Raw genomic sequence first — 24636 nt, 5'->3', positions numbered from 1 at the left:
CGGCACCCAACGTGAAACTAACTTCACATTCGGTGCTAATGGGCGTCTAGCCGCTGGGGGACTGGCAGATCTTCCACTGATCGTCGCGGTACTGCAGGTCGAGGCTGCGTGTTGAGCGGACCTGCGGGTCGTAGGCCATGAACGTGGTGATGTTGGCCTCGGCGTGCTGGCCGTTGACGACGATCTGGTCGATGCTGGCGATCACCGGATACTGCTTGGCCGCCGAAACCCGTTGATAGGTCTCGCTCCACGAGTGCTCGTCGTAGTCGACGTAGCCGTCGCGGGTGGTGCCGCAGGTGATGCTGCGCAGCTGGGTCAGGTCGCCGCGCTGCACCGCGGTGTCGAAGGCGTGGATGGATTGGCGCACCATGTCTTCTTGCGAGACGTGTGAGTGCTTCCCGCGGGTCAGCAGCACGGTGCCCAGGATGGCGATCGCCGCCAGTGCCAGCACGATCACCGTGATCGCCAGTACCCAGCCCCAGTTGAAATTCCTGGCCGCGGACCGTGGCCTGGGCCCATCTCGGCCCGGGATAGATTGCGGCACAGCAGATTTCGGAGGCATTGGCGGCAGTCCCGGCGGGCCGGGCTGCCCCGGTGTTGTGGCGAACACTTCCGTCGCGGGCTCCGCGGCGGTCTGGATGATCGCCGTTTCCTTCGAGTCGAAGCCGGGCGCGGTGAAGCGACGCTCGCCTTGTTGGTGGTCCGGATTGGCCTCGGGATCGTTGCCGAGATCGGGCTTGTCGATCACCACGGTCTCGGTCTCGGGGTCGGGGGGAACCAGCGGGTAGGCCTCGGTTGCCTCGTCGGTCTGCTCCGTGGTCGGGTCCTCACCCGGCGGGTTGCCGCGATCGGGCTCCGGTGGGTTAGGCATGAGTTGGAGCTTAGTCACCCGCGGCGGGACGGCAGAATAGAACTTATGACACCGATGGGTGATCTCCTGGGACCTGATCCAATCCTGCTGCCCGGCGACAGCGAAGCCGAAGCCGAACTGCTCACCGGCGAGAATCCGGGCATCGTCGCCGCGGCGCATCCGTCGGCGTCGGTGGCCTGGGCGGCCCTCGCCGAGGAGGCGCTGGCCGACGACCGGGCCATCACCGCCTATGCGTACGCCCGGACCGGCTACCACCGTGGCCTGGACCAATTACGCCGCAACGGCTGGAAGGGGTTCGGCCCGGTGCCCTACGCGCACGAGCCCAACCGCGGCTTCCTGCGGTGTGTGGCGGCGCTGGCCAAGGCCGCCGACACGATCGGCGAGACCGACGAGCTGAACCGTTGCCTCGACCTGCTCGACGACTGCGACCCCGCGGCCCGCAAAGAGCTGGGGCTCTAGCAGCTCTCCGAGCAGTCGCTGTCGCGGTCGGGCGACTCGACCTGCACGGTGGCGTGCTCGAGCCCACGCTCGTGCAGCACCTCACGCGCGTCGCTCAGCACGCGGGCGGAGTCGCTGCCGCTGGTCAGGTGCACGGTGCACATGTCCTTGCCCGGCGACAGCGTCCACACGTGCAGATCGTGCACCTCGGTCACGCCGTCGACGGCACCCAGTGCCGACCGCAGTTCCTCGACGTCGATGTGCGCCGGTGACGTCTCGGACAGGATCCGCAGCGCCGCGCGCGCCAGCGAGAACGCCCGGGGTAGCACCCAGAGGGCCACGAGTATGGCGACGACGACGTCGGCGTAGGGCCAGTGCGTCGTGACGGTCACGATGCCGGCGATCAGTACGCCCAGGCTGCCGACGGTGTCGGCGACGACCTCCATGTAGGCGCCCTTGACGGCCAGACTGCCCTCGGACTGCGACCGCAGCAGCATCGCCACCACGAAGTTAGCGACCAGCCCGGCCAGCGCCACCACGATCATCGGCAGGCCGGCGACCTCGGCGCCCTTACCGAGCCGCTCGATCGCCTCGTAGAGGATGAACATCGCCACACCGACCAGCAACACCGCGTTGGCCACCGCGGTGAAGACCTCGGCGCGGTGCCAGCCGTAGGTGCGATCCGGGGACGTGCTGCCGCGCTTGGCCAGCACCACGGCCGCCAGCCCCATGAACACCGCGACCACGTCGGTCAGCATGTGCCCGGCATCTGCCAGCAGCGCAAGGGAATTGATCAGCAGCGAAGTGGTCAGCTCGATTACGAAGAACGCCGCCAGAATCCCGGCGGCCATGATCATGCGGGGGATCATCCGAGACGCGTCGGCCTCGGCGGGTGTGTGACTGTGTCCGGCGCCCATGGCCAACAATATATGCGTGGAAACGCATGTATTGCAAGGCCTAGAACCAGCGGCTCCAGAAGCGGGTCAGCGAGTTGCCGGCGCTGGCCAGCAGATGCGGCACCCCGGAGAGGTCGAAGAACCAGTCCACGATCGCGAACAGCCACTGGTTGACCGCCGGCGCCAACAGCAGGAACAGCAGAATGAACACGCCGTACTGCTTGGCCGGCGCCACGGCGCGCTGCGTCTCGGGGCTCAGGTGCGGTTCCAGTGCGTCGTACCCGTCCAGGCCGGGGATGGGCAGCAGATTCAGCACCACCGCCATGATCTGCAGGAAGCCCAGAAACGCCACGCCCGCCCACAACACCCAGTGCTCCGGGTCGAACAGCAGCCGGGTCAACGTCAGCAACAGCACCGCCAGCAGCAGGTTGGCCGCCGGGCCGGCCAGGCTGACCAGGGTGCGCCGCGTCGGCGACATGAACCAGGTGCGCACGTACACGGCGGCGCCGGGCAGGCCGATCCCGCCCAGCGCGATGAACACCATCGGCAGCAGCAGCGACAGCCCGGGATGGGCGTAGCGCCGCGGATCCAGGGTCAGGTAGCCGCGCACTTGCTCGTCGTGGTCGCCGAATCGCCACGCGGTCGCCGCGTGGCCGAACTCGTGCAGGCACAACGAAACCAGCCAGCCGGCGATCACGAAGATGAACACCCCGGCGTACGACATCGGCCGCACGGTCGTTCCGGCCAGCCAGGCCAGCACCCCGCCGGCGGCCGTCAATGCGACCAGTGCCAAGAAGATTGGGCTGGGCCGCACCGATGCGTGCCCGTGTGAGTCCACCGGTCGAAACTACCGGACCAGCAACCAGCCTTCGACGTGGCGGTAGAACGTCGACCGTCGGGCGGCCCGGAGCGCGGGGACACCGTCGCGGACCACCACCACTCCGGTGCTGCCCAGCTGGACGGCGCGGCCGGGGACCCAGCGGCGCCAGCGTCCGTGCACCGCGGCTCGCAGGCCCGGTACGGCCAGCGTCGGCTCGATGTCCGCGCCGGTGACGTCGCCGTCGAACAACCGCGTGTCGTCGACGACGGCCTCGCCGTGAATCCGTTGTTGGTCCACGGGTGGCCGCCAGCCGGCCCGGCCCACGATCACCGCGCCGGTCTCGTCGCGCACCAGGGTGACCCGCCCGGGTGCGCCGCGCCGGGCCCGCCAAGCCGCCCGCCATCCGGCCGGCGCGCGGTAAATGCGGGTCGCGTGGGTGCGGCGGCGCGGCACGTAGGCCACCTCGACGTCGAGTCGCCCTGCGCGCAGCAGCCGGCTCAGCACCGCGGCCAGCTCGGCGTCGTCGCCGAGAACGACCAGCCGCCGGTAGGGCCCGATCGCGGCGTCAATGTCGGCCGGGCTCTCGACTCGATGGGTCGCCAGGCCGTGAAGCGGACCAGGCAGTCGCCGGTCGCCGAAGCACAACACCGCCATGTCGGCCGTGTCCGCGGCGATATTCATGGGCTCCTCGCGACGTGCTGGGCTCGAGCAAATTGGCCCGGTTCCTCAGCGGGCCGCAAGACGCCCGCATCGTCACCAGACTAAGGTGGGTCCCCGGCTGGACCACAATAAGCAGGCGAGACCAGGCGGGAGCATGTCATGCCGGCAATCGTCCTCATCGGCGCCCAATGGGGCGACGAGGGCAAAGGGAAGGCCACTGACCTGCTCGGTGGCCGCGTGCAGTGGGTGGTGCGTTACCAGGGCGGCAACAACGCCGGGCACACCGTCGTCTTGCCGACCGGGGAGAATTTCGCGCTGCATCTGATCCCGTCGGGCGTGCTGACGCCCGGCGTCACCAACGTCATCGGCAACGGCGTGGTGATCGATCCGGGCGTGCTGCTCGACGAGCTGAAGGGCCTGGAAGATCGCGGTGTCGACACCTCGAGGCTGCTGATCTCCGCCGACGCGCACCTGCTGTTGCCCTACCACGTCGCAATCGACAAGGTGACCGAGCGCTACATGGGCAACAAGAAGATCGGCACCACCGGCCGCGGCATCGGACCGTGCTACCAGGACAAGATCGCGCGCCAGGGCATCCGGGTGGCCGATGTGCTCGACCCCGAGCTGCTGACCCAAAAGGTCGAGGGCGCCCTGGAACTCAAGAACCAGATCCTGGTCAAGATCTACAACCGCAAGGCGCTGGATCCGCATCAGGTGGTCGATGCCCTGCTGAAGCAGGCCGACGGGTTCCGGCATCGCATCGCCGACACTCGGCTGCTGCTCAACACCGCGCTCGAGGCCGGCGAGACCGTGCTGCTGGAGGGCTCGCAGGGCACGCTGCTCGACGTCGACCACGGCACGTATCCCTATGTGACGTCCTCGAATCCGACGGCGGGCGGCGCGGCCGTCGGGTCCGGCATCGGCCCCACCCGGATCACCACCGTGCTCGGAATCCTCAAGGCCTACACCACCCGGGTGGGCTCGGGTCCGTTCCCGACCGAATTGTTCGACGAGTACGGCGAATACCTGTCCAAGACCGGCGGCGAGTTCGGCGTCACGACCGGGCGGCGCCGCCGCACCGGCTGGTTCGACGCCGTCATCGCCCGCTACGCCACCCGGGTCAACGGCATCACCGACTACTTCCTGACCAAGCTCGACGTGCTGTCCAGTCTGGAAACCGTGCCGGTGTGCGTCGGCTACCGCGTCGACGGGGTGCGGACCGACGAAATGCCAATGACGCAAAGCGATTTGCACAAGGCCGAACCGATTTACGAAGAGCTGCCCGGCTGGTGGGAGGACATCTCTGCCGCGCGCGAGTTCGACGACTTGCCCGCCAAGGCGCGTGACTACGTATTGCGTCTGGAAGAGCTTGCCGGAGCACATGTTTCATGCATCGGTGTGGGGCCGGGACGGGATCAGACCATCGTGCGCCGCGACGTCCTGGCGGGGCGCGCGTGACGGATGCTGCTCAGGATCCCAAAGAACTCGACCCCGAATACGAACACCACGGCGGTTTTCCCGAATACGGGGTGGCCAACCCGGGCCCGGGTTTCGGGCGATTCGTGGCGGCCATGCGCCGGCTGCAAGACCTCGCGGTGTCCGCCGACCCCGCAGACGACACCTGGGACGACGCGGCCGATCGGGCCGCCGCACTGGTAGAGCTGCTCGAGCCGTTTCAGGCCGATGAGGGCGTAGCGCCGTCCGGGCGGACGCCGGGCCTACCCGGCATGGGCAGTCTGCTGTTGCCGCCGTGGACGTTGACGCGATACGAGCCCGACGGCTGCGAAATGCGGGGGCATTTCACCCGATTCCACGTCGGCGGCAACATGGCGGTGCACGGCGGTGTACTGCCGCTGTTGTTTGACCACATGTTCGGGATGGTTTCCCATGCCTCGAATCGCCCGATCAGTCGGACGGCCTTCCTGCACGTCGACTACCGCAAGATCACCCCGATCGACGTTCCGTTGCTGGTGCGGGGGCGGGTCACCAGCGTCGAGGGCCGCAAGGCGTTTGTCTCCGCCGAATTGGTCGACGGCGACGACACGGTGCTGGCCGAAGGCACTGGCCTGATGGTGCGGTTATTGCCGGGTCAGCCCTGACGCGCCCGGCCGTAGCATTCAACTGTGACCGAAGGACAGCGCGAGACCGCAGGCGGGCCCCGGGTGATGTTGCTGGGTTCCGGCGAACTCACCCGCGAGCTGGCGGCCGCCCTGCGACGCCTCGGCGCCCGGGTCGACGAGCAGCCGGACACCGATGCCGTGTCGGCGGCGATCGACCGGCTGCAACCGGACTTCGTGGTGACCGCCACCGGCGCGGTTTCCGTTGCCGCCATCGAGGCGCTCGCGGCCCGCTCCGAAGACGACGCGATAGAGCTGGTGCCCAACGCCCGCACCGTTCGGCTGACCAACGACCGCGAGGGCCTGCGCCGGCTGGCCGCCGACCAGCTGGGCCTGCCGACCGCGCCGTTCTGGTTCGTCGGATCCGTCGACGAACTCAAGGCGGTGGCCGCGCACGGCGGATATCCGTTACTGGTCGAGTCCCTGGGCGCGACGGCCGGACGCGCGGTGGTTTCCGGGCCCGACGACGTCGAGCCCGCGTGGCGGCGCGCGGTGGGGCAGGCCGGGCCGCAGCGGGTGTTGGCCGAAACAGTGGTCGAGGTCGAATTTTGCGTCACGCTGCTCGCAATCCGCAGCGAGGGCCCGAACGGGCCGGTGATCGAGTTCTGCTCGCCCATCGGGCACCGTCGCGCCGAACCCGACGTGCTGGAATCCTGGCAGCCCCAGAAGATGAGCCCGGCCGCCCTCGACGCCGCCAGGTCGATCGCCGCGCGCATCGTCAAGGCACTCGGCGGCCGCGGTGTCTTCGGCGTCGAATTGATGATCAACGGCGACGAGGTGTACTTCGCCGATGTGAGCGCCGTGCTGCCGCAAAGTGCCTGGGTGACCCTGCGCAGCCAGCGGATTTCGGCGTTCGAGCTGCAGGCCCGGGCGATTCTCGGCCTGCCGGTGGATGCCCTGATGATTTCGCCGGCCGCCGCTCGCACGAGTCAGCCGGCGCCCACCGCCGCGGCGCTGACCGCGGCGCTGGCCGTCCCGGAAAGCGACCTTCGGGTGTTCGATGGAGGACCGGGCCCACGGCGTGGGGTCGCGCTGGCCACCGCACCGGATGTGGCGGCCGCGCGAGACCGGGCCCGCGACGTGGCCACCGCGGTGTCCCCGGGCGGTTAACTAGACTCACCCGAATGAGCTACGCAGGAGATATCACTCCGCTTGAGGCATGGAAGTTGCTGAGCGACAACCCCCAGGCGGTCTTGGTCGACGTGCGCACCGATGCCGAATGGCGGTTCGTCGGCGTGCCCGATTTGTCGAGTCTGGGTCGCGATGCGGTCTTCATCGAGTGGAACACGTCGGCCGGGCAGCGCAACCAGAACTTCCTGGCCGACCTGAAGGGCCAGCTCCCCGAGGAGTCGGGTCCGGTGGTCTTCCTGTGTCGCTCGGGCAACCGCTCGATCGGTGCCGCCGAGATCGCGACCGAGGCGGGCATCGAGCCGTCCTACAACGTGCTGGACGGTTTCGAGGGCAATCTCGACGCGCTTGGCCACCGTGGTGAAACCGGTTGGCGGGCAGTCGGATTGCCCTGGAAGCAGCAATGACCGACGTACCGTCGGTCCGCACTCCGAAGACACTGCCCGACGGCGTCGGTCAAGCCACCATCGGCGTGCGCGGCGGGCTGTTGCGGTCCGGGTTCGACGAGACCGCCGAGGGCATGTTCTTGACGTCCGGCTACGTCTACCCGTCGGCGGCAGCGGCCGAGCAGTCGTTCTCCGGTGAGCTGGACCGCTATGTGTACTCGCGGTACGGCAACCCCACCGTGTCGATGTTCGAGGAACGGCTGCGGCTGATCGAGGGCGCACCGGCGGCCTTCGCCACCGCCAGCGGCATGGCCGCGGTGTTCACCTCGCTGGGCGCGCTGCTGGGCGCCGGCGATCGACTGGTGGCCGCGCGCAGCCTGTTCGGCTCCTGTTTCGTCGTGTGCAACGAGATCCTGCCGCGCTGGGGCGTGGAGACCGTCTTCGTCGACGGCGACGACCTCGCCCAATGGGAACAGGCGCTGTCGGTGCCCACCCAGGCGGTGTTCTTCGAGACGCCGTCGAATCCGATGCAGTCGCTGGTGGATATCGCCGCGGTGACCGAACTCTCGCATGCCGCTGGCGCAAAAGTGGTGCTGGATAACGTCTTTGCCACACCCCTTTTGCAGCAAGGCTTTCCGCTCGGAGTCGACGTGGTGGTGTACTCCGGCACCAAGCACATCGACGGTCAGGGCCGGGTGCTGGGTGGCGCCATCCTCGGCGACCAGGAGTACATCGACGGCCCGGTGCAGAAGCTGATGCGGCATACCGGCCCGGCGCTGAGCGCGTTCAACGCCTGGGTGTTGCTCAAAGGCCTTGAGACACTGGCCGTTCGAGTGGACTACAGCAACTCCTCGGCACAGCGGATCGCGGAGTTCCTTCAAGGGCATCAGGCGGTGAGCTGGGTGCGCTACCCGTTTCTGGCGTCGCACCCGCAGTACGACCTGGCCAAGCGCCAGATGTCCGGCGGCGGGACGGTGCTCACCTTCGAGCTCGACGCTCCCGGCGGCGCCAAGGAGCGGGCCTTCGAGGTGCTGGACAAGCTGCAGCTGATCGACATCTCGAACAACCTCGGCGACGCCAAATCGCTTGTCACACACCCGGCGACGACGACCCACCGGGCGATGGGGCCGGAGGGTCGCGCCGCGATCGGCCTCGGTGACGGCGTGGTCCGGATCTCGGTCGGCCTGGAGAACACCGACGATCTGATCGCCGATATCGACCAGGCCCTGAGCTAACCGGCTCTCTGTTCGGCTCGCTCGTCGGCTGGCGTGGTCGCTCCCTGGTTTTGCGCTTCCATCCAGTTCTGGGTCACCACCCGGGCGTAGATCATCTGGGTGGTGATCGCCATCTGGCTCCGCCCGTCGCCCAAGAAGGTGATGAACCAGGCGATCACCGTGGTGAACCGGTTCTTGAAGCCGACCAGGTACAGCAGGTGCAGCCCCAACCACGCCAGCCAGGCGATGAAGCCGCCGAACTCCAGCTTGCCGACTTGGGCGACGGCGCTGAATCGGGAGATCGTCGCCATGCTGCCCTTGTCAAAGTAGTTGAAGGGCTTGCGATTTGCCGGGTCGTCGGTGCCCTTGACCATGTCTTTGATCCGTGCGGTGGCGTAGTGCGCGCCCTGAATCGCGCCCTGAGCCATCCCGGGCACGCCTGCCACGGACATCAGGTCACCGACGACGAAGACGTTGGGGTGGCCTTTGACGGTCAGGTCGGGCTCCACGGCTACCCGTCCGGCGCGGTCCACCTCGGTGCCGTCGGACTGGTCGGCGATGATCTTGCCCAGTGAGCTGGCCTGGACGCCGGCCGCCCACACCTTGCACGCGCATTCGATGCGGCGTTTCGTGCCGTCCTTCTCCTTGATGGTCAGACCCATGTAGTCCACGTCATCGACCATCGCATTGAGCTGGACTTCGACGCCCATTTTCTCCAGCCGCTGTTGTGCCTTGAGGCCCAGCTTCTCGCCCATCGGCGGCAGCACCGCGGGCGCGGCGTCGAGCAGGATCACCCGGCAATCGCGGGGCTCGATGGTCCGAAACGCGTCCTTGAGGGTGCGGTGGGCGAGTTCCTTGATCTGCCCGGCGACTTCGACGCCGGTGGGTCCGGCTCCGACCACCACGAACGTCAGGCGCCGTTGCCGCTCGGCGGGATCGTCGGTGACCTCGGCGGCCTCGAACGCGCCGAGGATCCGGCCGCGCAGCTCCAAGGCGTCGTCGATGGTCTTCATGCCGGGTGCGTAGGTCGCGAACTGGTCATTGCCGAAGTAGGACTGCCGGGCACCGGCGGCCACGATCAGGCTGTCGTAGGGCGTCACGGTCTGCATCCCCATCAGCTTCGATGTCACCGTATTGGCCGTCATGTCGATGTCGTAGACCTCGCCCAGCAGCACCCGCACGTTTTTCTGCCTCTGCAGAATCAGTCGGGTGGCCGGCGCGATCTCGCCCTCGGACAGGATCCCGGTGGCCACCTGATACAGCAGCGGCTGGAACAGGTGGGTGGTCGTCTTCGAGATCAGGGTGACGTCGACGTCGGCGCGCTTGAGCGCCTTGGCCGCATTCAGCCCGCCGAAGCCGCTTCCGATGATGACGACGCGATGGCGCGACATGGTTCTCCTTGAGGTCTGCGATCCGTCTGGCCACTACAGTCTCCGCAGCGCAAGTCCACCGTACGACTTCAGCGAGATGAACGTTGAGTTGTCGGCGGGTGCCCACATATTCCCGAATATATGTTCGACTCCGTCGAGAACAGCGGATCCTTGACGGCACATACTTGTCCTGTGGACGCGATATCTATTCAGGAGCAGCTCTTCCCGACAATGACCTGCTTCGGTTGTGGACCAGCCAACCCCCGAGGCCTCCGCCTTAAGAGCTATGTCCGCGATGGGTACGTCAGCGCAACCTTTACGCCGTGGCCCGAGCACGACAACGGATTGGGTTTGCTTAACGGCGGCATCATCGCCACCCTGCTCGACTGCCACAGTGCCGCGGGCGTTTTGCATGAAGCCTCGCTGCAGGGCTGGGACGCTCCGCCGGGGGCCTTGCTCCCCTTTGTGACAGCCGGCATAGACGTGCGGTATCTGCGCCCCAGCCCGCTTGACAGTGCGGTGGACCTCTGGGCTGCTGTTACCAAATCCGCCGAAACCGAAATCATCTGCGACGTCGAACTGAGATACGACGACAAGACCCGCGCCACGGGTCATGCGGTGTGGAAACGCTGGCGATCTCGTTAATTCTGGTGCGCCACCTAACTCACTAGCCGAGCACCGTCCACAGGCCTTCGACCATCCAGCCGTTCTCAGCGCCCAAACGGTAGTGTCTGCACAGCATGAGGCAATTCGTCGTCGCAGGACTGGCTACCGTGCTGTCGGCTGGCGCCCTGATCACCGCGGCGCCCCCGGCCAATGCCGGCTGCCAGTTGGGTGGAGTCGTTGTCAGCAAGTGCGATGGACCGGTCCAGGCCGACGGCACCTGGCAACGCTGCGTCGTGTTTCCGCCCACCGGCGGGCGTGACGGCACTCCGATCTACGTCACCAACACGAACTGTCAGACGTTGGGCCCCGACCAGCACCCGTGGGGAGTCGCGTTCAACGACCCACCGACGCACATCGACGACTAACGCCGCTTAGTCGGCGGCGTACGGCAGCCCGCCCAGGAGCTGGCCCAGATCCACCTGAGGCTGGATTGCAGCGTTCGCGGCCAGGCCCGGTGAACTCGCCAAGGCGCTCACCGCGCTCACGGCTGCCGTCGTCGAGCTCGAGGAGGCAGCGGCCCCCGACGCAGCACCGCCGGAGCCGGCACCGATGCCGCTACCACCGCCAAGGCCGGCGATCACGTAGCCCGAGCCGGATACCGATCCGACGATGGCGCCGTTGGTGATGGTTGCGTCCGTCATCGTCAGGATGCCGCCTCCGTCGACGACCACGAAGGTCGCGTGGAGCGTGGTGGTGCCCCAGGCCAGAACGCCGCCGCCTTGGTCGATGGTGATCGCGCTGAAGGAGCCGACATGCAGGGCGCCGGAGACCGACATGTAGGTGTACACCCCGCCCGTGAGGTCGATGGCGCCGAAGGGGCCGATGGAGAGCGTGCCGTCGACGACTAGGTTGCTGCTGGGCCCGACGGTGAGCGAGCCGGCGGCATCGACGGTGATCAAACCGCCCGGCTTGACGGTGATGACGCCGCCGTCGTCCGTCAAGTAGGTGCCGGGGCCGTAGGTGGTGGCACCGGTGTTGGCGCCGCCGACGGGGCGATTCACCAGGGTGGGTTGGACGCGCGCGTTGGTGGTGTCGGCGGCTGCTTTGGCGACCGCGTCGGCCTGGTCGGCCTGCCCGTTCTGGTCGGTGGTTTGCGGTGACCTGTCAAACGGCTTGAGGGTGCTGGCGATTTCGGAGTCGGCGGCGTAGCCGCACATCGCGGTGGCGTCTTGGATCCACATCTGCATGTACTCGGCTTCGGTGGCCGCGATCGCCGGGGTGTTTTGGCCGAAGAAGTTGGTGGCGATCAGCGCCAGCAACCGCGCCCGGTTGGCCGCGATGACCGGCGGGGGCACGGTCATCGCGAAGGCCGCTTCGTAGGCGGCCGCGGCGGTGTAGGCCTGCGCGGAGGTCTGCGCGGCTTGGGTGGCGGTGGCGTGCAGCCACGCGATGTAGGGTGCGGCCGCGGCGGCCATTCGCATCGCCGACGGGCCGAACCACCGTCCGGTCAGGCCCGCGATCTCCGCCGAGTAGCCGGCCGCGGCGGCTTCCAGTTGGGCGGCGACCGCGTCCCAGGCCGCCGCGGCGGCCAGCAGCGGGCCGGCCCCGGGCCCGGTGTACATCAGTGCCGAATTGACCTCCGGTGGGCGCAACGCAAAATCCATGACCTGACTCCTTTTCCTCGTATTGCGTTGGATGCGTTGGTATTTCAGGACGCCGCTTTTTCGGTCATCGACCTGCGGGGGCGATTGCCCAGCACGGCCTCTGTCCAGTTCCGCTGTTCGATGTAGAGCGGCTTGTCCTCGGACTGCACGCGTTTGGCCTTGCCCGCGCTCTGTTGTCCCTGACCACCGGGTGCCATGCCGCCCATGCCAGCGCCCATCGCGCCGCCCGAGCCGGGCATGCCGCGACCCACGCCCGCGCCGGCCGTTGCTGACATCGCGGCGGACCCGGCGGCCGCGCCGGTGCCGGGCACGGCTTGTAACGGCGTCGACGGCTGCAGCGGCAGCGGCGGTATCCGAACCATGCCGCCACCCCCGAGCGACGCCGGTTTTATCCCCGCACCATTCGCCGGCCCGCCGGCTCCGTTCAAGTTCTTCAAGGCCCGGCTCAGCTCGGCGGTGTCCGATGTCGTCGGCGTCGATGGCGTACCGGCAGACGGGACGGCAGGGATATAGGGCATACCGGGCGCGCCGGTCCAGGGCTGGTTCCCGCCGGCGTTCGGGTCGTGCGGGCCGTAGGGGTTGTTGGGGTCGAACGGGTTCTTGTCGCCGCCGTTGCCGTCGCCGTCGCCGAGGTTGGGAGCGTCAAAGCCCGAGGCCGACGGAACCCTTTCCGGAATGACCGGGCTCAGCGGTAATTGTGCATTCCTGACATAGCGGGCCAGCGACTCTTCTGACTGACGCTGCATGTTCTGGTACCACAGAATTGCGTCATCGACGTTGTACTTACCCGTGACGTAGTACTTGTACCAATAATCGCAGAGCGCTATTTCTTCGGTCGTGGGGTGCTCGTCGTCTTGTGCGTGTTGATGGGTGACGAGGGTGGCCCTTCTGTGAGCATCCACGACCATATTCGCCTGGCTGGACAGCTCTCTGCACAGCTCGACCATGGCATTTGTCCAGCGCCGCTGCTGGTCGAAATTCGCTTCGACGGCGGACCTTGCCTCGCCCTCCCACGAAAGAAATGGCCGAAAACGGTATAGCGTCTCTTGCTGAAGAGCCCGCTGGAACGCGTCCCATTCCCTGGCGAAGGCCCGGAACCCGACACCGTGGTCGCCGGCTTCGATGTCCTTCGCTGCCTGCTTGACCTCGTAGTAGGGGTATTCGAACGGCGGCGGTGGCGGCGGCATGATCAGGATTGCGTCGGGAAACTCCTGGTTCGGATCGCACATTGCCGACATCAGGCCATCCGCGCCGGACGCCGAAACCTCATCCGAATCAGACATTGTTTTGTTCAGTGCCGCGGCGGAATCCGTGTCGACTTCCTCGTAGGCCTTGGCCGCGTCCCGCAGCGATTTGGCCAAACGCTGCCATTCTCGTTCGCATGTTTTGAGGTACAGCCGCATCGTGTCGGCGTTAAGTGCGATTTGCGTGGCGGCATCCTTGACAAAAGAAATCTCACACGGCGCCGGCGGATTGGCAGCCGGGATCGGGGGAAGCGGCTGCTCGATTTCGGCAGCGCGCGCCATAAGCTCTTGGTATTCCACGTACAGTTGCTGCGTCATTTCGGCTCTTCTCCTTGCGTTCAAGCCATTCGTCGGTTAGTCGCTGCCAAAAGCTGACGGTCCGAAAGTGGCGATGCGCGCAGGGCGGGCCAGTGGGTCCTCTCGCGTGGCCACGCCACCGTCGCTTCCCTGCCCCGCCAGGGTGGGGAAGCTGTCGTAGCCGTCGCCCGTTTTTCACGGGTCGTTGAAACTAATCTCACGCTACGTTGAAACAAGTCTCAACGCAAGAGGAAATTCACGCTACAATGAAACTCATGCCGAAGAAATCGATAACACCGGGGCCTCGAGATGAACGCGGGGTGCTCGCGGCGCGCATCACGGCGGCGGCCCGCGACGAGTTCGCCCAACACGGCTGGGCAGGCACCACGATCCGCGCGGTCGCCCGGGGAGCCGACGTCGATCCCGCCCTGGTCTACCACTACTTCGGGTCCAAGGAAGGCCTGCTGGACGCGGCGACGAACCCACCGCAGAAGTTCCTGGACAACGTCGCCAAGGTATGGACAACGCCCGTGGATCAGCTTGGCGCCGCACTGATCTCCGTCCTGCTGGGCGCCTGGGCCGACGACGAAGTCGCGCCCACCTTGCGGGCCATCCTGCAGACCGCCGCGCACGAACCGGCCACCCGCGAGAAGCTGCGGCGGATCGTCGAGGGCAGCCTGATGGGCGTATCGCACCTGGGTGTCGACGAACGCGACCGGCTGATCCGCAGCGGGCTTGTCTCGTCACAGATGTTGGGTTTCGCGTTGATGCGCTACGTGTGGAAAATCGAACCAGTCGCGTCCATGACCGACGACGAGGTGATCGCCGCGGTCGCCCCCAACCTGCAGCGCTACGTCAGCGGCGACCTGACGGCGTAGCGCTGTCGGATCGTTCTCACGGGCCTCAGATCTACTCCACAACCTCTCCCCACCTGCGGCTGCCATGGTCGGATCATGAAGAACGTTGCGCCGTATGCGATTATCGGCGTTCTCGCTGCCGCCGGATCGGTACTGGCCGCGCCGCCGGCGAAAGCCGATATCTCCCTCTACTGCAGGCCGGGATGCTGGGGCGCGATTGCGGCCTCGCTGTCGACCGGACAAGAGTCGCTTCGCAGCGGCTACACGACTCAGCAGAAGGCGGAGGACGCGGCCGTGATGTGGTGCGACATTATCGGCAAGACGAACGACTGCCAGGTGGTGATTTCGGGACTGGGCTGTCTGTCGATCGCGGAGAGCCCCGACGGGAAGACACTGGCGGGGCGGCAAGCCTTCACCCAATACGCGGCCGACGCCGCGGCCCTGGACGGCGCGGGACCGGGCTCAATCATCGACCTCAACGGCTGCAGCGGCTGGTGAGTGCGCGGCTCACGGCCACGCGGCCGCGGTGCCTTTGTAGTTCCCGTTGAGCGCGGTGCAGAAGTCGGAGTTGGTGCCGGCGAGCAACACGATGAAGTCGCCGCCCTTGTCATTGAATGTCGGTGGGGGATAAGCCCATCCGCTGTTGCACATCGACGTGGGGCTACCCATCGAAGGCCGACGCCAGTTGGACATCTCGCACGCCTTCATCCCGGCGACATCCGGATACGCGCTCTTGGCGATGACCAGCATCGCGCCTCCCCACTTCCCGTCGTTGCGGCGGTAGGCACGCGCCCCGAAGCCGGCATTGTTCTTCTGGCACCCCAACGCCCGCTGCAGCGCCATGAAGGGCAAGGCGAGGTCGCGATCGCTGATACCGGCTGCGGCAGCGATGAATTGAGCCGCATCCGGGCCGTCGACCTCTTGGACGTTCGGATCGCCCAGGCCCTTGAGTTGTTGCGTCATCTGCGGGGCGGCGCCCCCGCCACCGATGATCGGCCCGCCGTTGGTGGCTGTCATCGGGGGCAGCGTGCCGGTCGGATCGGCGACGGCGGTGGGCGCCCCCAGCGCTCCAAGGGCCAGCGCGCACGCAGCGATAGTGCGAATCCGCATACCTGAACTCCTTTATCTCCCCGGCGGCATCGGTGGCGCTGCGTTCGGAGCCATCACCGCGCCGATCTTGCGGAACAGTATGTCGGCCTGATTACTGTAGTTGCCCTGGTCGTCGAATGCCTCCGGGGCGTACGTGACCGCGACGGCGATCGCGATCTTCTGGGCCGGCAGATAGGCCTCGACACCGGCGCACCCGGAGAACAGTGGGTTCTGCATCAGCCAATCGCCGGAGATGATGATTCCCAGACCGTAGGTGTAGCCCTCGCTTTGGTCGAAGCAGGTCGGGCAGCCCGGTTGGGCGTGCGTCTTGCCGCGTAGCGCGGTCGACACCATCTTCTTGTACGAGTCCGCCGAGAGCAGCTTGCCCGAGCCGATCCCGACAGCGGTGGCTTCCATGTCGTCGATGTTGGTGGTCTGAATCGCGCCATGGGTAATGGTCCAGGACGGGTTCCAGTACGTGGACTCTTCGTAAAACGGTGTCCCCGCAGGGATTTTGAGCGCCTGGCGCCGCTCGGAGCTGAACGCGTGCAGGACGGGCCAGGGGATTTCGGCGGTATCGGAGTTCGCCGTGTGCTTAAGGCCGAGCGGGCCCAGCACCTCGTTCTGTAGCAGTGTCGGCATGTCCTGACCGGTGGCCTTCTCCAGCGCCAGCCCGAGCAGCACGTAGTTGGTGTGCGCGTAGTTCCAGTTTGTTCCCGGCTCGTAGAGCAGCGGGCGCCCGGAGATCTGCGCGAGCATGTCTTGAGTTGTCCACTGCTGGAACGGGTTTGCGTACGACTCATTGTCGAACTGGTCGTTGCCCAGGATGTAGTCCGGGTAACCGGACGTCATCTGCGCCAGTTGCCCCAGCGTGACGCGCCCGGCGTTGGGGAAGTCGGGCAGCCACTTCGACAACCGGTCGTCAAGGCTCAGCTTCTTTTGGTCGACCAGCTTGAGCAGCAACGTCGACACGTAGGAGATCGCGACCGCGCCGTTGCGGAAGTGCATGTCGGTGGTGGCCGGCACCCCGGTCATCGAGTCGCCGACGGCCTGGGTGACCACCTCCTTGCCGTCCACCGTGACACGAACGATCGCGGCCTTCAGGTGCGCCTGCGTCATGAAGTTTCCGACCACCCGCAGCACGGCGTCGGCCTTGGCCTGGTCGGCCGAGCCCGCCTGCAGGGGTGTCGGTGGCGACTTGGGTGCACAACCCGCCACGAGCACGCAGGCGATGACCAGAGCCGCGATGTGACGCAGATGCCGGAGGCCCATCAGCGGAAGGCGTCGCTACCGGTGAATGCCTGGCCGAGCACGAGTTGATGCATCTCGGGCGTGCCCTCGTAGGTCAGCACCGACTCCAGGTTGACCATGTGCCGGATAATCGGGTATTCCAGCGATATCCCGTTGCCGCCCAATATGGTTCGAGCGGTCCGGCAGATTTTGAGCGCCTCGCGGGTGTTGTTGAGTTTGCCGAAGCTGACCTGTTCGGGGCGTAGCCCGACGCTGTCCTTGAGGCGTCCCAGATGCAGCGACAGCAGCTGTCCCTTGTGCAATTCGACGGCCATGTCGACGAGTTTCGCCTGGGTCAACTGGAATCCCGCGATCGGCCGGCCGAACTGGGTGCGTTGCGTCGCGTATTCGAGTGCGGCCTGCCAGGCCGAGCGTGCCGCCCCCATCGATCCCCAGACGATGCCGTAGCGCGCCTCGGACAAGCAGGACAGCGGCCCGCGCAGCCCCTTGGCGTCGGGCAGCATCGCGTCGGCGGGCAACCGCACGTCGTCGAGCACCAGCTCGCTGGTGATCGAGGCCCGCAGCGAGAGTTTGTGGTGAATCGTGTTGGCGGTGAAGCCCGCGGTGCGGGTCGGGACGATGAATCCGCGGATCCCGTCGTCGGTGTTGGCCCACACGACCGCGACGTCGGCGACCGAACCGTTGGTGATCCACATCTTGCGGCCGTTGAGCACCCAGTCCGAACCATCCCGTCGCGCATGGGTTGTCATCGCCGCGGGGTCGGATCCGGCGTCGGGTTCGGTGAGCCCGAAGCAGCCGAGCAGTTCGCCGGTCGCCATGCCGGGCAGCCACTGCTGCTTTTGTTCCTCGGAGCCGAAGTTCCAGATCGCGAACATCGCCAGCGATCCCTGCACCGAGACCATCGACCGGAGCCCGGAGTCGGCGGCCTCCAGCTCGGTACACGCCAGGCCGTAGTGCACCGACGACGACCCGCCGCATCCGTAGCCCTCCAGGTGCATGCCGAGCAGCCCAAGCTCGCCGAACTGTTTGCCCAGTTGGCGCACCGGCAGATCACCGATCTCGAACCACTCCGCGATGTACGGGATGACGTGCTCGGCGCAGAATTTTCTGACCGTGTCGCGAACCGCGATCTCATCGCTGGACAGCGAAGCGTCGAGGCCAAGAGGGTCTTCTCGGCTGAACGCGGGAGGTTTGTGTGTGCTCATAGGAGTCAGCCTGCCACCGCGTCCGGCGCAAAGAACAGCGTCCGGCCCAGCCCGGTAGTCTCGCTCTATGCAGCGGCTGGGGTGGCTGGGCGTCGATGTGGTGTGCGTGTTGGTGTTCTGCGCCCTGGGACGCCGCAGTCACGACGAAGGGCTCAATCTCACCGGCGTCGCGACGACGGCCTGGCCGTTTCTCACCGGCACCGTGATCGGCTGGCTGGTGTCCCGTGCGTGGCAACGGCCCACCGCCGTGGCGCCCACCGGGGTGGTGATCTGGTTGTCCACCGTGGTGATCGGCATGGTGTTGCGCAAAGCCAGTTCCGCCGGCGTGGCCGCGAGTTTCGTCGTGGTCGCGGCGTCGGTCACCGCGCTGTTGCTGCTCGGATGGCGCGCGGCCGTCGGGCTAGCGTTGCGGCGCCGCTCCGACGTCTGATGGCACGGTCCGACGACGACACGTGGGGGCCCGACGGCGGCGTCGGAATGACCGCGACGTTCGGCGGGGTGGCACGGGCGCTGGCGACCGCCAAGGGTCTGGTCAACGACCCGTTCGCCGAGCAGCTGGTGCGCGCCGCGGGCGTGTCGTACTTCACCCGGATGGTCGACGACCAGCGGTACGCGGCAGACGACAACGCGATCATGACCGGGCTCGTCACCCTGCTCGCGGCGCACACTCGGTTCCTGGATGAATTCCTCGCCGCCGCCGGACGGGCGGGCATTCGCCAAGTCGTGATCCTGGGTTCGGGCCTGGACACCAGGCCGTACCGGTTGTGGTGGCCGCCCGGGACGACCGTGTACGAGATCGACCAGCCGGACGTCATCGACTTCAAGACCGCCGTGCTGCGGGGGCTGGGCGCCGAGCTGACCGCGCACCGCCGGGCGGTCGGGGTTGATCTGCGCCGCGATTGGCTGACGGCAACGCGGCGGGCGGGTTTTGACGCTGCCCAACCCACGGCGTGGATCGCCGAGACGTTCCTGGTCGGGTTTCTGCCTCCCGACGGGCAGAGCCGGTTGCTCGACGAACTCTCGGCGGTCAGTGCGCCGGGCAGCCGCTTTGCCGGCGATCACATGCCCACCTGGTCCTCGTTCCAGCTGGAGGCCGCCCAGACGTTCGTCAACACCTGGCGGCAATTCGGTCTCGACGTCGACCTGGCCGGATTGACGTACCCGGGCGAATACCGTGCTGTCCCGCAGTTTCTGGCCGATCATGGCTGGCAGACCGTGGAAAGAAATGTCCCTGATTTGTTCAATGCGATTGGAATGGGCACCCGCTGGCGTGGCACGCCCGATGACAACGCGATTACGCCCCGATATGTCACCGCGACACGATGAGGCGGGCCCGGGGCACGACCCGGCCGGAATGCATCCGCCTGATAGGCGTTGGAGGTGAGGTGATGTCGAAGACCCAGCTCCGGTTCGTACCTGCCGCGTTGGACGACGCGGTGGCGCAGCCGCTGCTGGCCGAGCTGGCCGTGGAGTACGCGCAGCGCTACGACAGCACAGCGCCAACGGTGCTGGCGTGGCTCAAGGACAACCCCTCCGACGAGTTCGCGCCGCCAGACGGGGGCATGTTGATCGGTCTACTGGACGGCCGCCCGGTGACCGGCGGCGGATTTCGCCGGTTCGACGCGCAGACGGCCGAGCTCAAGAGAATCTGGACCGACAGCGCGCACCGCCGCCGCGGATACGCGATGGCGCTGCTGGCCGAGCTGGAAGCCGAGATCGCGGCGCGCGGCTACCGCAAGGTGTATCTGATGACCGGTCACCGCCAGCCCGAAGCCGAGGAGCTGTATCAGGCCACCGGATACAGCCGGTTGACCGAGCCGCTGCCGTCCGAAGGCCCGGTCTTCCCGATCGCGTTCGAGAAGTGGCTCACATGAGCGGCGCGTTCCATCTCGCCGTCGCGCTGGACGGATACGGCTGGGACCCACAGGCGTGGCGGGCCACCTTGGCGGCCGACCCCGAGACGCCTTCGCCGCTGAGCGGAAGTTACTGGGCTGAGCTCGCGGCCACCGCAGAACGCGGGCTACTGGACTTCCTGACGATCGACGACACCTTGATGCCGCAGCCCGGGCGGCGCGAGCGAATCGATCCGCGACGGCTGGCCGGTCGTGGTGACGCCGCCCTGGTGGCGGCGCGCATCGCACCCGCGACGCGGCACATCGGGCTGATTCCGGTGGCCACGGTGACGCATACCGAGCCGTTCCACATCTCCAAATCCATTGCCACGCTTGACTATGTCTCGCATGGCCGGGCGGGCTGGCAGCCCCGCGTCAGTTCGACCGCGCACGAGGCGGCGTTGTTCGGCCGCCGCGACGCAGCCCTGGACGGCCTGTTCGAGGAGGCCACCGATTACGTCGACGTGGTGCGCCGGCTCTGGGACAGCTGGGAGGACGACGCGATCATCCGCGACGCGACGACCGGCCGCTACGTCGACATCGGCAAGCTGCACTACATCGACTTCAGCGGAAAGTTCTTCGCGGTCAAGGGGCCGTCGATCACGCCCCGGCCGCCGCAGGGCCAGCCGGTCGTCGCGGTGCTGGCCCACCAAGGGCCGGTATACGAATTTGCCGCTGCCAGTGCAGATCTCGTGTTCATCACGCCTTCTGACGAGGCCTCGCTGCGCGGCATCCTGGACGAGGTGGCTGCCGCCGGCGGCGCGCGGCTGAAGGTCTATGCCGACGTGGTGGTGTCGTTCGGGGGCGGGGGCGACCCTCGCTCCGATGCGCTGAACTTCACCGGCAGGCCAGCGGAATTGGTGGACCTGCTGCTGGAGTGGCAGCGCCTCGGCGTCGACGGCGCGCGATTGCGACCCGCCGTCAACGCCACCGATCTGCCGGTGATCGTGGACGAGGTGGTTGCGCTGTTGCAGCGGGCTGGCCGCTTCCGCACCACCTATCGGGACGGCGAAACGCTGCGGGCCCGACTCGGCCTGCCGGTCGCGCCCAACCGATACGCGGCGGTCGGGCAATGAACGTTCCGCTCTCCGTCCTGGACCTCGCGCCGATCAGCGCCGGAGGCGACCCCGCGACCGCGCTGCGCAACACCATCGAACTGGCCCAACGTGCCGAAGACTGGGGATTTCGCCGCTACTGGGTAGCCGAACACCACTTCGTCGCGGTCGCCAGTGCCGCACCGGCCGTGTTGATCGGACAAATCGCGGCGGCTACCAACAGGATTCGGGTTGGGGCCGCGGCGGTGCAGCTGGGCTATACCACCGCCATCGCGGTCGTCGAGAGCTTCGGCATGCTGGAAGCCTTCTACCCCGGACGCATCGATCTCGGTATCGGTCGGTCCGGGCAGCGCCGCTCCGAGGAGCACAAGCCGAAGCAGCCGAAGGAGCCCCGGCCGCCGCGGGTGTGGCACGAGGTGGACGGCGTCGTCGTTCCGACCCCCTTCGACCTGCGTGGGTTGCTCGATCTGGAACAGCTCCAAGCCACGATGGGGCTCCTGCAGCAACCGGAGGCCGTATCGCCGGACTTCGCCGAGCAGGTTGACGACATCCTCGCCCTGCTCGACGGCACCTACCACGTCGGCAAGTTCGACGTGCATGCGGTGCCCGGCGAACGAAGCGGCTTGCGGCCGTGGGTCTTCGGCAGCACCCGGGGACAAAGCGCACGGGTGGCCGGGGCGCTGGGGTTGCCGTTCGTCGCGAGCTATCACATCACCCCGGCCACCGCGCTGGAGGCCATCGAGGCCTATCGCGACACATTCGTGCCGTCGGCGGCGTTGCCGAAGCCCTACGTGGTCGTGTCGGCCGATATCGTGGTCGCCGACGACAGCGCCACCGCGCAGCGGTTGGCTGCCGGTTACGGCCATTGGGTGTACTCGATCCGAACCGGTGTGGGTGCCATGCCCTACCCGGAACCCGACAGCTGCCCACCGCTGACCGAGGAGCAGCTGTCTGTGGTAAAGGACAGGATCACAACGCAATTCGTCGGGAATGCCGACGAAGTGGCCGAGCGGCTACACGCGCTGCAGCGGGTTACCCGGGCCGACGAACTGGTGATCACCTCGGTGACTCACCAGCAGTCCGACCGGCTGCGATCTCACGAGCTGATCGCCAAACGCTGGGGATTGACGTCGTGAGTTTTCGAGACGGCAAGCACCGCAAGCCGATTCACTTGGCCGCCCACTTCCCGGGTGTCAACAACACCACGGTGTGGATGGATCCCACCGCGGGCAGCCAGATCGAATTCGACTCGTTCGTGCATCTCGCCCGCACCGCCGAGCGTGGCCTGTTCGACTTCTTCTTCCTGGCCGAAGGGCTGCGGCTGCGTGAGCATCGCGGGCGGATCTACGATCTCGACGTCGTCGGACGGCCGGACACCTTCACCGTGCTGGCGGCCCTTGCGGGTGTCACCGACCGGATCGGGCTGACCGGGACGATCAACACCACCTTCAACGAACCATTTGAGGTGGCAAGGCAATTCGCCACCCTCGACCACCTGTCCGACGGCCGCGCCGGCTGGAACATCGTCACCTCGTCGGACGCCTTCACCGGCGAAAACTTCCGGCGCGGCGGCTTCCTGAAGCCTGCCGACCGGTACCGGCGGGCCGAGGAGTTCCTCCGCACGGCACGCCAATTCTGGGACAGCTGGGAAGACGGTGCCGTGCTGGCCGATACCGAAAACGGCACGTACGTCGATCCCGAGCGGATCCGCAGCGTCGAGCACCAGGGCCCCGACTTCAACGTTCGGGGGTTCGCGACGCTGCCGGTGGGGCCGCAAGGCCATCCGATCCTGCTACAGGCCGGCGACTCCGACGAGGGCCGGGCGTTCGGTGCTCGGTACGCCGACGCGTTGTTCACCCTGCACGGCTCGTTGGAGGACGGTCAGCGCTACTACGCCGACGTCAAGGGCCGGGCCGTGTCGTCGGGTCGAGATCCCAATCAGCTCAAGGTCTTTCCGGCCGCGACCTTTGTTCTCGGCGACACCGATGCCGAGGCGCAGGACAAGGCACGCCACATTCGCTATCAGCAGGTCAGCGGCGCCACGGCGATCGCGATGCTGGAGCAGGTGTGGGGACGTGCGCTCTCCGACTTCGACCCGGACGGCCCGTTGCCCGAATTCGATCCGGTCGCCGACAGCGACATCACCCAGGGCCGGGTCCGCCACGTCGACCCGGTCGCGGTTGCGGGCCGATGGCGCGAACGCGCCGCAGCCGAGAAACTGTCGATTCGTGAGCTGATCATCGCCGTCACCACCCGGGAGCAATTCGTCGGCACCGCCGCCCGGATCGCCGACGAGATCGACGAATACATCCAGGCCGACGCCTGCGACGGGTTCATCCTGGTGCCGCATCTGACGCCGCACGGTCTCGACGAGTTCGTCGACCGGGTGGTGCCGCTACTGCAGGAGCGTGGCGCGTATCGCAGCGAGTACGTCGGCGAGACGCTGCGAGATCATTTGGGGCTCAGTGAGTTCGCGGCGCATACATGATGACGGCCACGCCCAGCAGGCAGATCAACGCGCCGGTGACGTCCCAGCGATCGGGGCGAAACCCGTCAAAACCCATGCCCCACAACAGCGAACCGGCCACGAAGATGCCGCCATACGCGGCCAGGATGCGACCGAAGTGGGCCCCGGAACTAAGCGAGGGCTGCAAGGTGGCGACAAAGCCGTAGGCGCCCAGCGCGAGGACGCCCCAGCCCACCCACATCCAGCCGCGGTGTTCGCGCACCCCCTGCCATACCAACCAGGCGCCGCCGATCTCGAACAGCGCCGCCAGCACAAACAACGCGATCGACTTGGCAACCGTCACAGTGCGCCGGCTTTTTCCAGCGCGGCATTGGTCGCTTCGCGGATCGGGCCGCGCCACAGCGGGCCGTGACCGGGCGCCAGGACCTCGGTCTCCAACAGGGCCAGCGCCGAAAGGGTTCGGATGCAGTTCTCCTGGCTGTAGCTGAAGATCGCCGGCAGCAGTTGCGGCCCGTCGTGACGGATCAATGGGTGCCCGGTGATCAGCGCGTCGCCGCTGGCCAGCACACCGTCGACCAGGTACGAGCAGTGGCCTCCTGTGTGGCCGGGGCTGAAGACGGGCATCGGGTGGCCCGGCAGCCCCGCGGCGATGTCGGGCGTCAGCGGCTGGGTGCTCGGAATCCCATCGCGGATCAGGCCGCCGCTGCGCACCACGTGGGCGGTCCACACCGCCCAGGTGGGCCGCCAGATGCGCAGCGCGAGATCGATGACCGAGACCTGTTCCAGGTACTCGCGCTTGGCGTGGCCGACTTCGTCGGCGTGGCAGTAGACGGGAGTGCCGTGCTCGCCGGCGAACCAGATCGCCGAGCCCAGATGGTCGATGTGGGCATGCGTCAGCAGGATCGCGCGCACGTCGCCGACGCCGTAGCCGAGCGCTTTCAGCGACGCCAGCACGGCTTCCCGGTCGCCCGGATAGCCGGCGTCGATCAGCAGCACGCCGGTGTCGTCGGTGACCAGCGTCCAGTTGACGGCCTCACCCTGGGCGAGGTGCACGGTGTCGGTGACTTGAACAAGTGTTGGCGCTGGTGCCATGCCCGCGAGTCTAGGAG

General features: G+C 67.1%; 28 protein-coding genes. 16 read left to right on the top strand and 12 right to left on the bottom strand.

Features of this window, described 5'->3' with window-relative positions:
- Positions 1-46 precede the first annotated feature (46 nt).
- On the bottom strand, positions 47-871 hold the full coding sequence (locus tag LMQ14_RS25000) for a hypothetical protein (RefSeq protein WP_267732292.1): 825 nt from the start codon (positions 869-871) through the stop codon (positions 47-49).
- Between the two features lie 45 nt (positions 872-916).
- Here LMQ14_RS25000 and LMQ14_RS24995 point away from each other — a divergent pair, with 45 nt between their 5' ends.
- Entirely contained in the window at positions 917-1330 is a 414-nt protein-coding gene (locus LMQ14_RS24995) for a DUF3151 domain-containing protein (RefSeq protein WP_267732291.1), read from the top strand.
- On the opposite strand, the gene LMQ14_RS24990 is transcribed toward LMQ14_RS24995, so the two are convergent.
- From LMQ14_RS24990 to LMQ14_RS24980, 3 genes are read right to left on the bottom strand one after another with little or no spacing between them, the layout of a single operon-like run.
- The gene (locus LMQ14_RS24990; RefSeq protein ID WP_267732290.1) at positions 1327-2226 is read right to left on the bottom strand and encodes a cation diffusion facilitator family transporter; all 900 of its coding nucleotides are present in this window, start codon (positions 2224-2226) and stop codon (positions 1327-1329) included. The genes LMQ14_RS24995 and LMQ14_RS24990 overlap by 4 nt on opposite strands.
- Before the next feature lie 40 nt (positions 2227-2266).
- Complete coding sequence (locus LMQ14_RS24985; RefSeq protein ID WP_267732289.1) at positions 2267-3043, bottom strand: site-2 protease family protein; 777 nt, start codon at positions 3041-3043, stop codon at positions 2267-2269.
- A gap of 9 nt (positions 3044-3052) precedes the next feature.
- Positions 3053-3706, bottom strand: coding sequence for a peptidase M50 (locus tag LMQ14_RS24980; RefSeq protein ID WP_267732288.1), 654 nt, complete (start codon positions 3704-3706; stop codon positions 3053-3055).
- A gap of 138 nt (positions 3707-3844) precedes the next feature.
- Between LMQ14_RS24980 and LMQ14_RS24975 the strand changes: the two genes are divergently transcribed.
- Genes LMQ14_RS24975 through LMQ14_RS24955 form a run of 5 tightly spaced genes read left to right on the top strand, consistent with a single transcriptional unit; the run spans position 3845 to position 8551 of the window.
- Positions 3845-5143, top strand: coding sequence for an adenylosuccinate synthase (locus LMQ14_RS24975; RefSeq protein WP_267732287.1), 1299 nt, complete (start codon positions 3845-3847; stop codon positions 5141-5143).
- A complete protein-coding gene (locus LMQ14_RS24970; RefSeq protein WP_267732286.1) occupies positions 5140-5784 on the top strand; it encodes a PaaI family thioesterase in 645 nt (214 codons plus the stop codon). Before LMQ14_RS24975 ends, LMQ14_RS24970 begins: the two co-directional genes overlap by 4 nt.
- Before the next feature lie 24 nt (positions 5785-5808).
- Positions 5809-6912 (top strand): ATP-grasp domain-containing protein, encoded by a 1104-nt coding sequence (locus LMQ14_RS24965; protein WP_324291085.1) that lies wholly within the window; start codon positions 5809-5811, stop codon positions 6910-6912.
- Positions 6913-6926: 14 nt separating this feature from the next.
- The gene (locus LMQ14_RS24960; RefSeq protein WP_267732285.1) at positions 6927-7337 is read left to right on the top strand and encodes a rhodanese-like domain-containing protein; all 411 of its coding nucleotides are present in this window, start codon (positions 6927-6929) and stop codon (positions 7335-7337) included.
- Positions 7334-8551: an O-succinylhomoserine sulfhydrylase gene (locus LMQ14_RS24955; RefSeq protein WP_267732284.1), complete on the top strand. Its 1218-nt coding sequence runs from the start codon at positions 7334-7336 to the stop codon at positions 8549-8551. Before LMQ14_RS24960 ends, LMQ14_RS24955 begins: the two co-directional genes overlap by 4 nt.
- Here LMQ14_RS24955 and LMQ14_RS24950 read toward each other — a convergent pair.
- Positions 8548-9921 (bottom strand): NAD(P)/FAD-dependent oxidoreductase, encoded by a 1374-nt coding sequence (locus tag LMQ14_RS24950; RefSeq protein ID WP_267732283.1) that lies wholly within the window; start codon positions 9919-9921, stop codon positions 8548-8550. The genes LMQ14_RS24955 and LMQ14_RS24950 overlap by 4 nt on opposite strands.
- Positions 9922-10092: 171 nt before the next feature.
- Between LMQ14_RS24950 and LMQ14_RS24945 the strand changes: the two genes are divergently transcribed.
- Both LMQ14_RS24945 and LMQ14_RS24940 read left to right on the top strand, forming a co-directional pair.
- Entirely contained in the window at positions 10093-10545 is a 453-nt protein-coding gene (locus LMQ14_RS24945) for a PaaI family thioesterase (protein WP_267732282.1), read from the top strand.
- Between the two features lie 95 nt (positions 10546-10640).
- On the top strand, positions 10641-10931 hold the full coding sequence (locus LMQ14_RS24940) for a CDGP domain-containing protein (RefSeq protein ID WP_267732281.1): 291 nt from the start codon (positions 10641-10643) through the stop codon (positions 10929-10931).
- A 6-nt stretch (positions 10932-10937) separates the two neighbouring features.
- Here the strand turns inward: LMQ14_RS24940 and LMQ14_RS28210 are convergent, their stop codons facing one another.
- Together LMQ14_RS28210 and LMQ14_RS24930 are read right to left on the bottom strand one after the other, a co-directional pair.
- Entirely contained in the window at positions 10938-12170 is a 1233-nt protein-coding gene (locus LMQ14_RS28210; protein ID WP_324291084.1) for a PPE family protein, read from the bottom strand.
- A 44-nt stretch (positions 12171-12214) separates the two neighbouring features.
- Positions 12215-13732, bottom strand: a complete 1518-nt coding sequence (locus tag LMQ14_RS24930; protein WP_267732280.1) for a PPE domain-containing protein — start codon at positions 13730-13732, stop codon at positions 12215-12217.
- Positions 13733-13986: 254 nt separating this feature from the next.
- Here LMQ14_RS24930 and LMQ14_RS24925 point away from each other — a divergent pair, with 254 nt between their 5' ends.
- Positions 13987-14589, top strand: a complete 603-nt coding sequence (locus LMQ14_RS24925; RefSeq protein WP_267732279.1) for a TetR family transcriptional regulator — start codon at positions 13987-13989, stop codon at positions 14587-14589.
- Positions 14590-14664: 75 nt separating this feature from the next.
- Complete coding sequence (locus LMQ14_RS24920) at positions 14665-15066, top strand: DUF4189 domain-containing protein (protein ID WP_267732278.1); 402 nt, start codon at positions 14665-14667, stop codon at positions 15064-15066.
- Positions 15067-15075: 9 nt separating this feature from the next.
- Here the strand turns inward: LMQ14_RS24920 and LMQ14_RS24915 are convergent, their stop codons facing one another.
- The 3 genes from LMQ14_RS24915 to LMQ14_RS24905 are packed head-to-tail and all read right to left on the bottom strand — an operon-like array spanning position 15076 to position 18113.
- Complete coding sequence (locus LMQ14_RS24915) at positions 15076-15678, bottom strand: hypothetical protein (protein ID WP_267732277.1); 603 nt, start codon at positions 15676-15678, stop codon at positions 15076-15078.
- A gap of 12 nt (positions 15679-15690) precedes the next feature.
- Complete coding sequence (locus LMQ14_RS24910) at positions 15691-16929, bottom strand: serine hydrolase domain-containing protein (RefSeq protein WP_267732276.1); 1239 nt, start codon at positions 16927-16929, stop codon at positions 15691-15693.
- A complete protein-coding gene (locus tag LMQ14_RS24905) occupies positions 16929-18113 on the bottom strand; it encodes an acyl-CoA dehydrogenase (protein WP_267732275.1) in 1185 nt (394 codons plus the stop codon). The genes LMQ14_RS24910 and LMQ14_RS24905 overlap by 1 nt, the downstream gene beginning before the upstream one ends.
- A gap of 67 nt (positions 18114-18180) precedes the next feature.
- Between LMQ14_RS24905 and LMQ14_RS24900 the strand changes: the two genes are divergently transcribed.
- From LMQ14_RS24900 to LMQ14_RS24875, 6 genes are all read left to right on the top strand, one after another.
- Positions 18181-18543 carry a DUF3054 domain-containing protein gene (locus LMQ14_RS24900; RefSeq protein WP_267732274.1) on the top strand — a complete coding sequence of 121 codons (363 nt, stop codon included), beginning with the start codon at positions 18181-18183 and terminating at the stop codon, positions 18541-18543.
- The gene (locus LMQ14_RS24895; protein WP_267732273.1) at positions 18543-19439 is read left to right on the top strand and encodes an SAM-dependent methyltransferase; all 897 of its coding nucleotides are present in this window, start codon (positions 18543-18545) and stop codon (positions 19437-19439) included. Before LMQ14_RS24900 ends, LMQ14_RS24895 begins: the two co-directional genes overlap by 1 nt.
- A 62-nt stretch (positions 19440-19501) precedes the next feature.
- Complete coding sequence (locus tag LMQ14_RS24890) at positions 19502-19987, top strand: GNAT family N-acetyltransferase (protein ID WP_267732272.1); 486 nt, start codon at positions 19502-19504, stop codon at positions 19985-19987.
- Positions 19984-21081: an LLM class flavin-dependent oxidoreductase gene (locus tag LMQ14_RS24885; RefSeq protein WP_267732271.1), complete on the top strand. Its 1098-nt coding sequence runs from the start codon at positions 19984-19986 to the stop codon at positions 21079-21081. Before LMQ14_RS24890 ends, LMQ14_RS24885 begins: the two co-directional genes overlap by 4 nt.
- Complete coding sequence (locus LMQ14_RS24880) at positions 21078-22196, top strand: LLM class flavin-dependent oxidoreductase (protein ID WP_267732270.1); 1119 nt, start codon at positions 21078-21080, stop codon at positions 22194-22196. Before LMQ14_RS24885 ends, LMQ14_RS24880 begins: the two co-directional genes overlap by 4 nt.
- 77 nt (positions 22197-22273) lie before the next feature.
- Positions 22274-23548, top strand: a complete 1275-nt coding sequence (locus tag LMQ14_RS24875) for an NtaA/DmoA family FMN-dependent monooxygenase (RefSeq protein ID WP_420714718.1) — start codon at positions 22274-22276, stop codon at positions 23546-23548.
- On the opposite strand, the gene LMQ14_RS24870 is transcribed toward LMQ14_RS24875, so the two are convergent.
- Together LMQ14_RS24870 and LMQ14_RS24865 are read right to left on the bottom strand one after the other, a co-directional pair.
- The gene (locus LMQ14_RS24870; protein WP_267732268.1) at positions 23523-23870 is read right to left on the bottom strand and encodes a YnfA family protein; all 348 of its coding nucleotides are present in this window, start codon (positions 23868-23870) and stop codon (positions 23523-23525) included. The genes LMQ14_RS24875 and LMQ14_RS24870 overlap by 26 nt on opposite strands.
- Entirely contained in the window at positions 23867-24619 is a 753-nt protein-coding gene (locus LMQ14_RS24865) for an MBL fold metallo-hydrolase (protein WP_267732267.1), read from the bottom strand. The genes LMQ14_RS24870 and LMQ14_RS24865 overlap by 4 nt, the downstream gene beginning before the upstream one ends.
- Between the last annotated feature and the right edge of the window lie 17 nt (positions 24620-24636).

This window comes from Mycobacterium sp. Aquia_213 (assembly GCF_026625985.1).
GTDB lineage: Bacteria > Actinomycetota > Actinomycetes > Mycobacteriales > Mycobacteriaceae > Mycobacterium.
The sequence above is the reverse complement of the archived record's forward strand: the minus strand, read 5'-3'. Positions and strand labels throughout refer to the sequence as shown.

Excerpts from the sequence above, each read along its gene's own strand:
- LMQ14_RS25000 (WP_267732292.1), bottom strand. The coding sequence starts at position 871 with ATGCCTAACCCACCGGAGCCCGATCGCGGCAACCCGCCGGGTGAGGAC.
- LMQ14_RS24995 (WP_267732291.1), top strand. The coding sequence starts at position 917 with ATGACACCGATGGGTGATCTCCTGGGACCTGATCCAATCCTGCTGCCC.
- LMQ14_RS24990 (WP_267732290.1), bottom strand. The coding sequence starts at position 2,226 with ATGGGCGCCGGACACAGTCACACACCCGCCGAGGCCGACGCGTCTCGG.
- LMQ14_RS24980 (WP_267732288.1), bottom strand. The coding sequence starts at position 3,706 with ATGAATATCGCCGCGGACACGGCCGACATGGCGGTGTTGTGCTTCGGC.
- LMQ14_RS24975 (WP_267732287.1), top strand. The coding sequence starts at position 3,845 with ATGCCGGCAATCGTCCTCATCGGCGCCCAATGGGGCGACGAGGGCAAA.
- LMQ14_RS24960 (WP_267732285.1), top strand. The coding sequence starts at position 6,927 with ATGAGCTACGCAGGAGATATCACTCCGCTTGAGGCATGGAAGTTGCTG.
- LMQ14_RS24955 (WP_267732284.1), top strand. The coding sequence starts at position 7,334 with ATGACCGACGTACCGTCGGTCCGCACTCCGAAGACACTGCCCGACGGC.
- LMQ14_RS24950 (WP_267732283.1), bottom strand. The coding sequence starts at position 9,921 with ATGTCGCGCCATCGCGTCGTCATCATCGGAAGCGGCTTCGGCGGGCTG.
- LMQ14_RS24940 (WP_267732281.1), top strand. The coding sequence starts at position 10,641 with ATGAGGCAATTCGTCGTCGCAGGACTGGCTACCGTGCTGTCGGCTGGC.
- LMQ14_RS28210 (WP_324291084.1), bottom strand. The coding sequence starts at position 12,170 with ATGGATTTTGCGTTGCGCCCACCGGAGGTCAATTCGGCACTGATGTAC.
- LMQ14_RS24930 (WP_267732280.1), bottom strand. The coding sequence starts at position 13,732 with ATGACGCAGCAACTGTACGTGGAATACCAAGAGCTTATGGCGCGCGCT.
- LMQ14_RS24925 (WP_267732279.1), top strand. The coding sequence starts at position 13,987 with ATGCCGAAGAAATCGATAACACCGGGGCCTCGAGATGAACGCGGGGTG.
- LMQ14_RS24920 (WP_267732278.1), top strand. The coding sequence starts at position 14,665 with ATGAAGAACGTTGCGCCGTATGCGATTATCGGCGTTCTCGCTGCCGCC.
- LMQ14_RS24915 (WP_267732277.1), bottom strand. The coding sequence starts at position 15,678 with ATGCGGATTCGCACTATCGCTGCGTGCGCGCTGGCCCTTGGAGCGCTG.
- LMQ14_RS24910 (WP_267732276.1), bottom strand. The coding sequence starts at position 16,929 with ATGGGCCTCCGGCATCTGCGTCACATCGCGGCTCTGGTCATCGCCTGC.
- LMQ14_RS24905 (WP_267732275.1), bottom strand. The coding sequence starts at position 18,113 with ATGAGCACACACAAACCTCCCGCGTTCAGCCGAGAAGACCCTCTTGGC.
- LMQ14_RS24900 (WP_267732274.1), top strand. The coding sequence starts at position 18,181 with ATGCAGCGGCTGGGGTGGCTGGGCGTCGATGTGGTGTGCGTGTTGGTG.
- LMQ14_RS24895 (WP_267732273.1), top strand. The coding sequence starts at position 18,543 with ATGGCACGGTCCGACGACGACACGTGGGGGCCCGACGGCGGCGTCGGA.
- LMQ14_RS24890 (WP_267732272.1), top strand. The coding sequence starts at position 19,502 with ATGTCGAAGACCCAGCTCCGGTTCGTACCTGCCGCGTTGGACGACGCG.
- LMQ14_RS24885 (WP_267732271.1), top strand. The coding sequence starts at position 19,984 with ATGAGCGGCGCGTTCCATCTCGCCGTCGCGCTGGACGGATACGGCTGG.
- LMQ14_RS24880 (WP_267732270.1), top strand. The coding sequence starts at position 21,078 with ATGAACGTTCCGCTCTCCGTCCTGGACCTCGCGCCGATCAGCGCCGGA.
- LMQ14_RS24875 (WP_420714718.1), top strand. The coding sequence starts at position 22,274 with ATGGATCCCACCGCGGGCAGCCAGATCGAATTCGACTCGTTCGTGCAT.
- LMQ14_RS24865 (WP_267732267.1), bottom strand. The coding sequence starts at position 24,619 with ATGGCACCAGCGCCAACACTTGTTCAAGTCACCGACACCGTGCACCTC.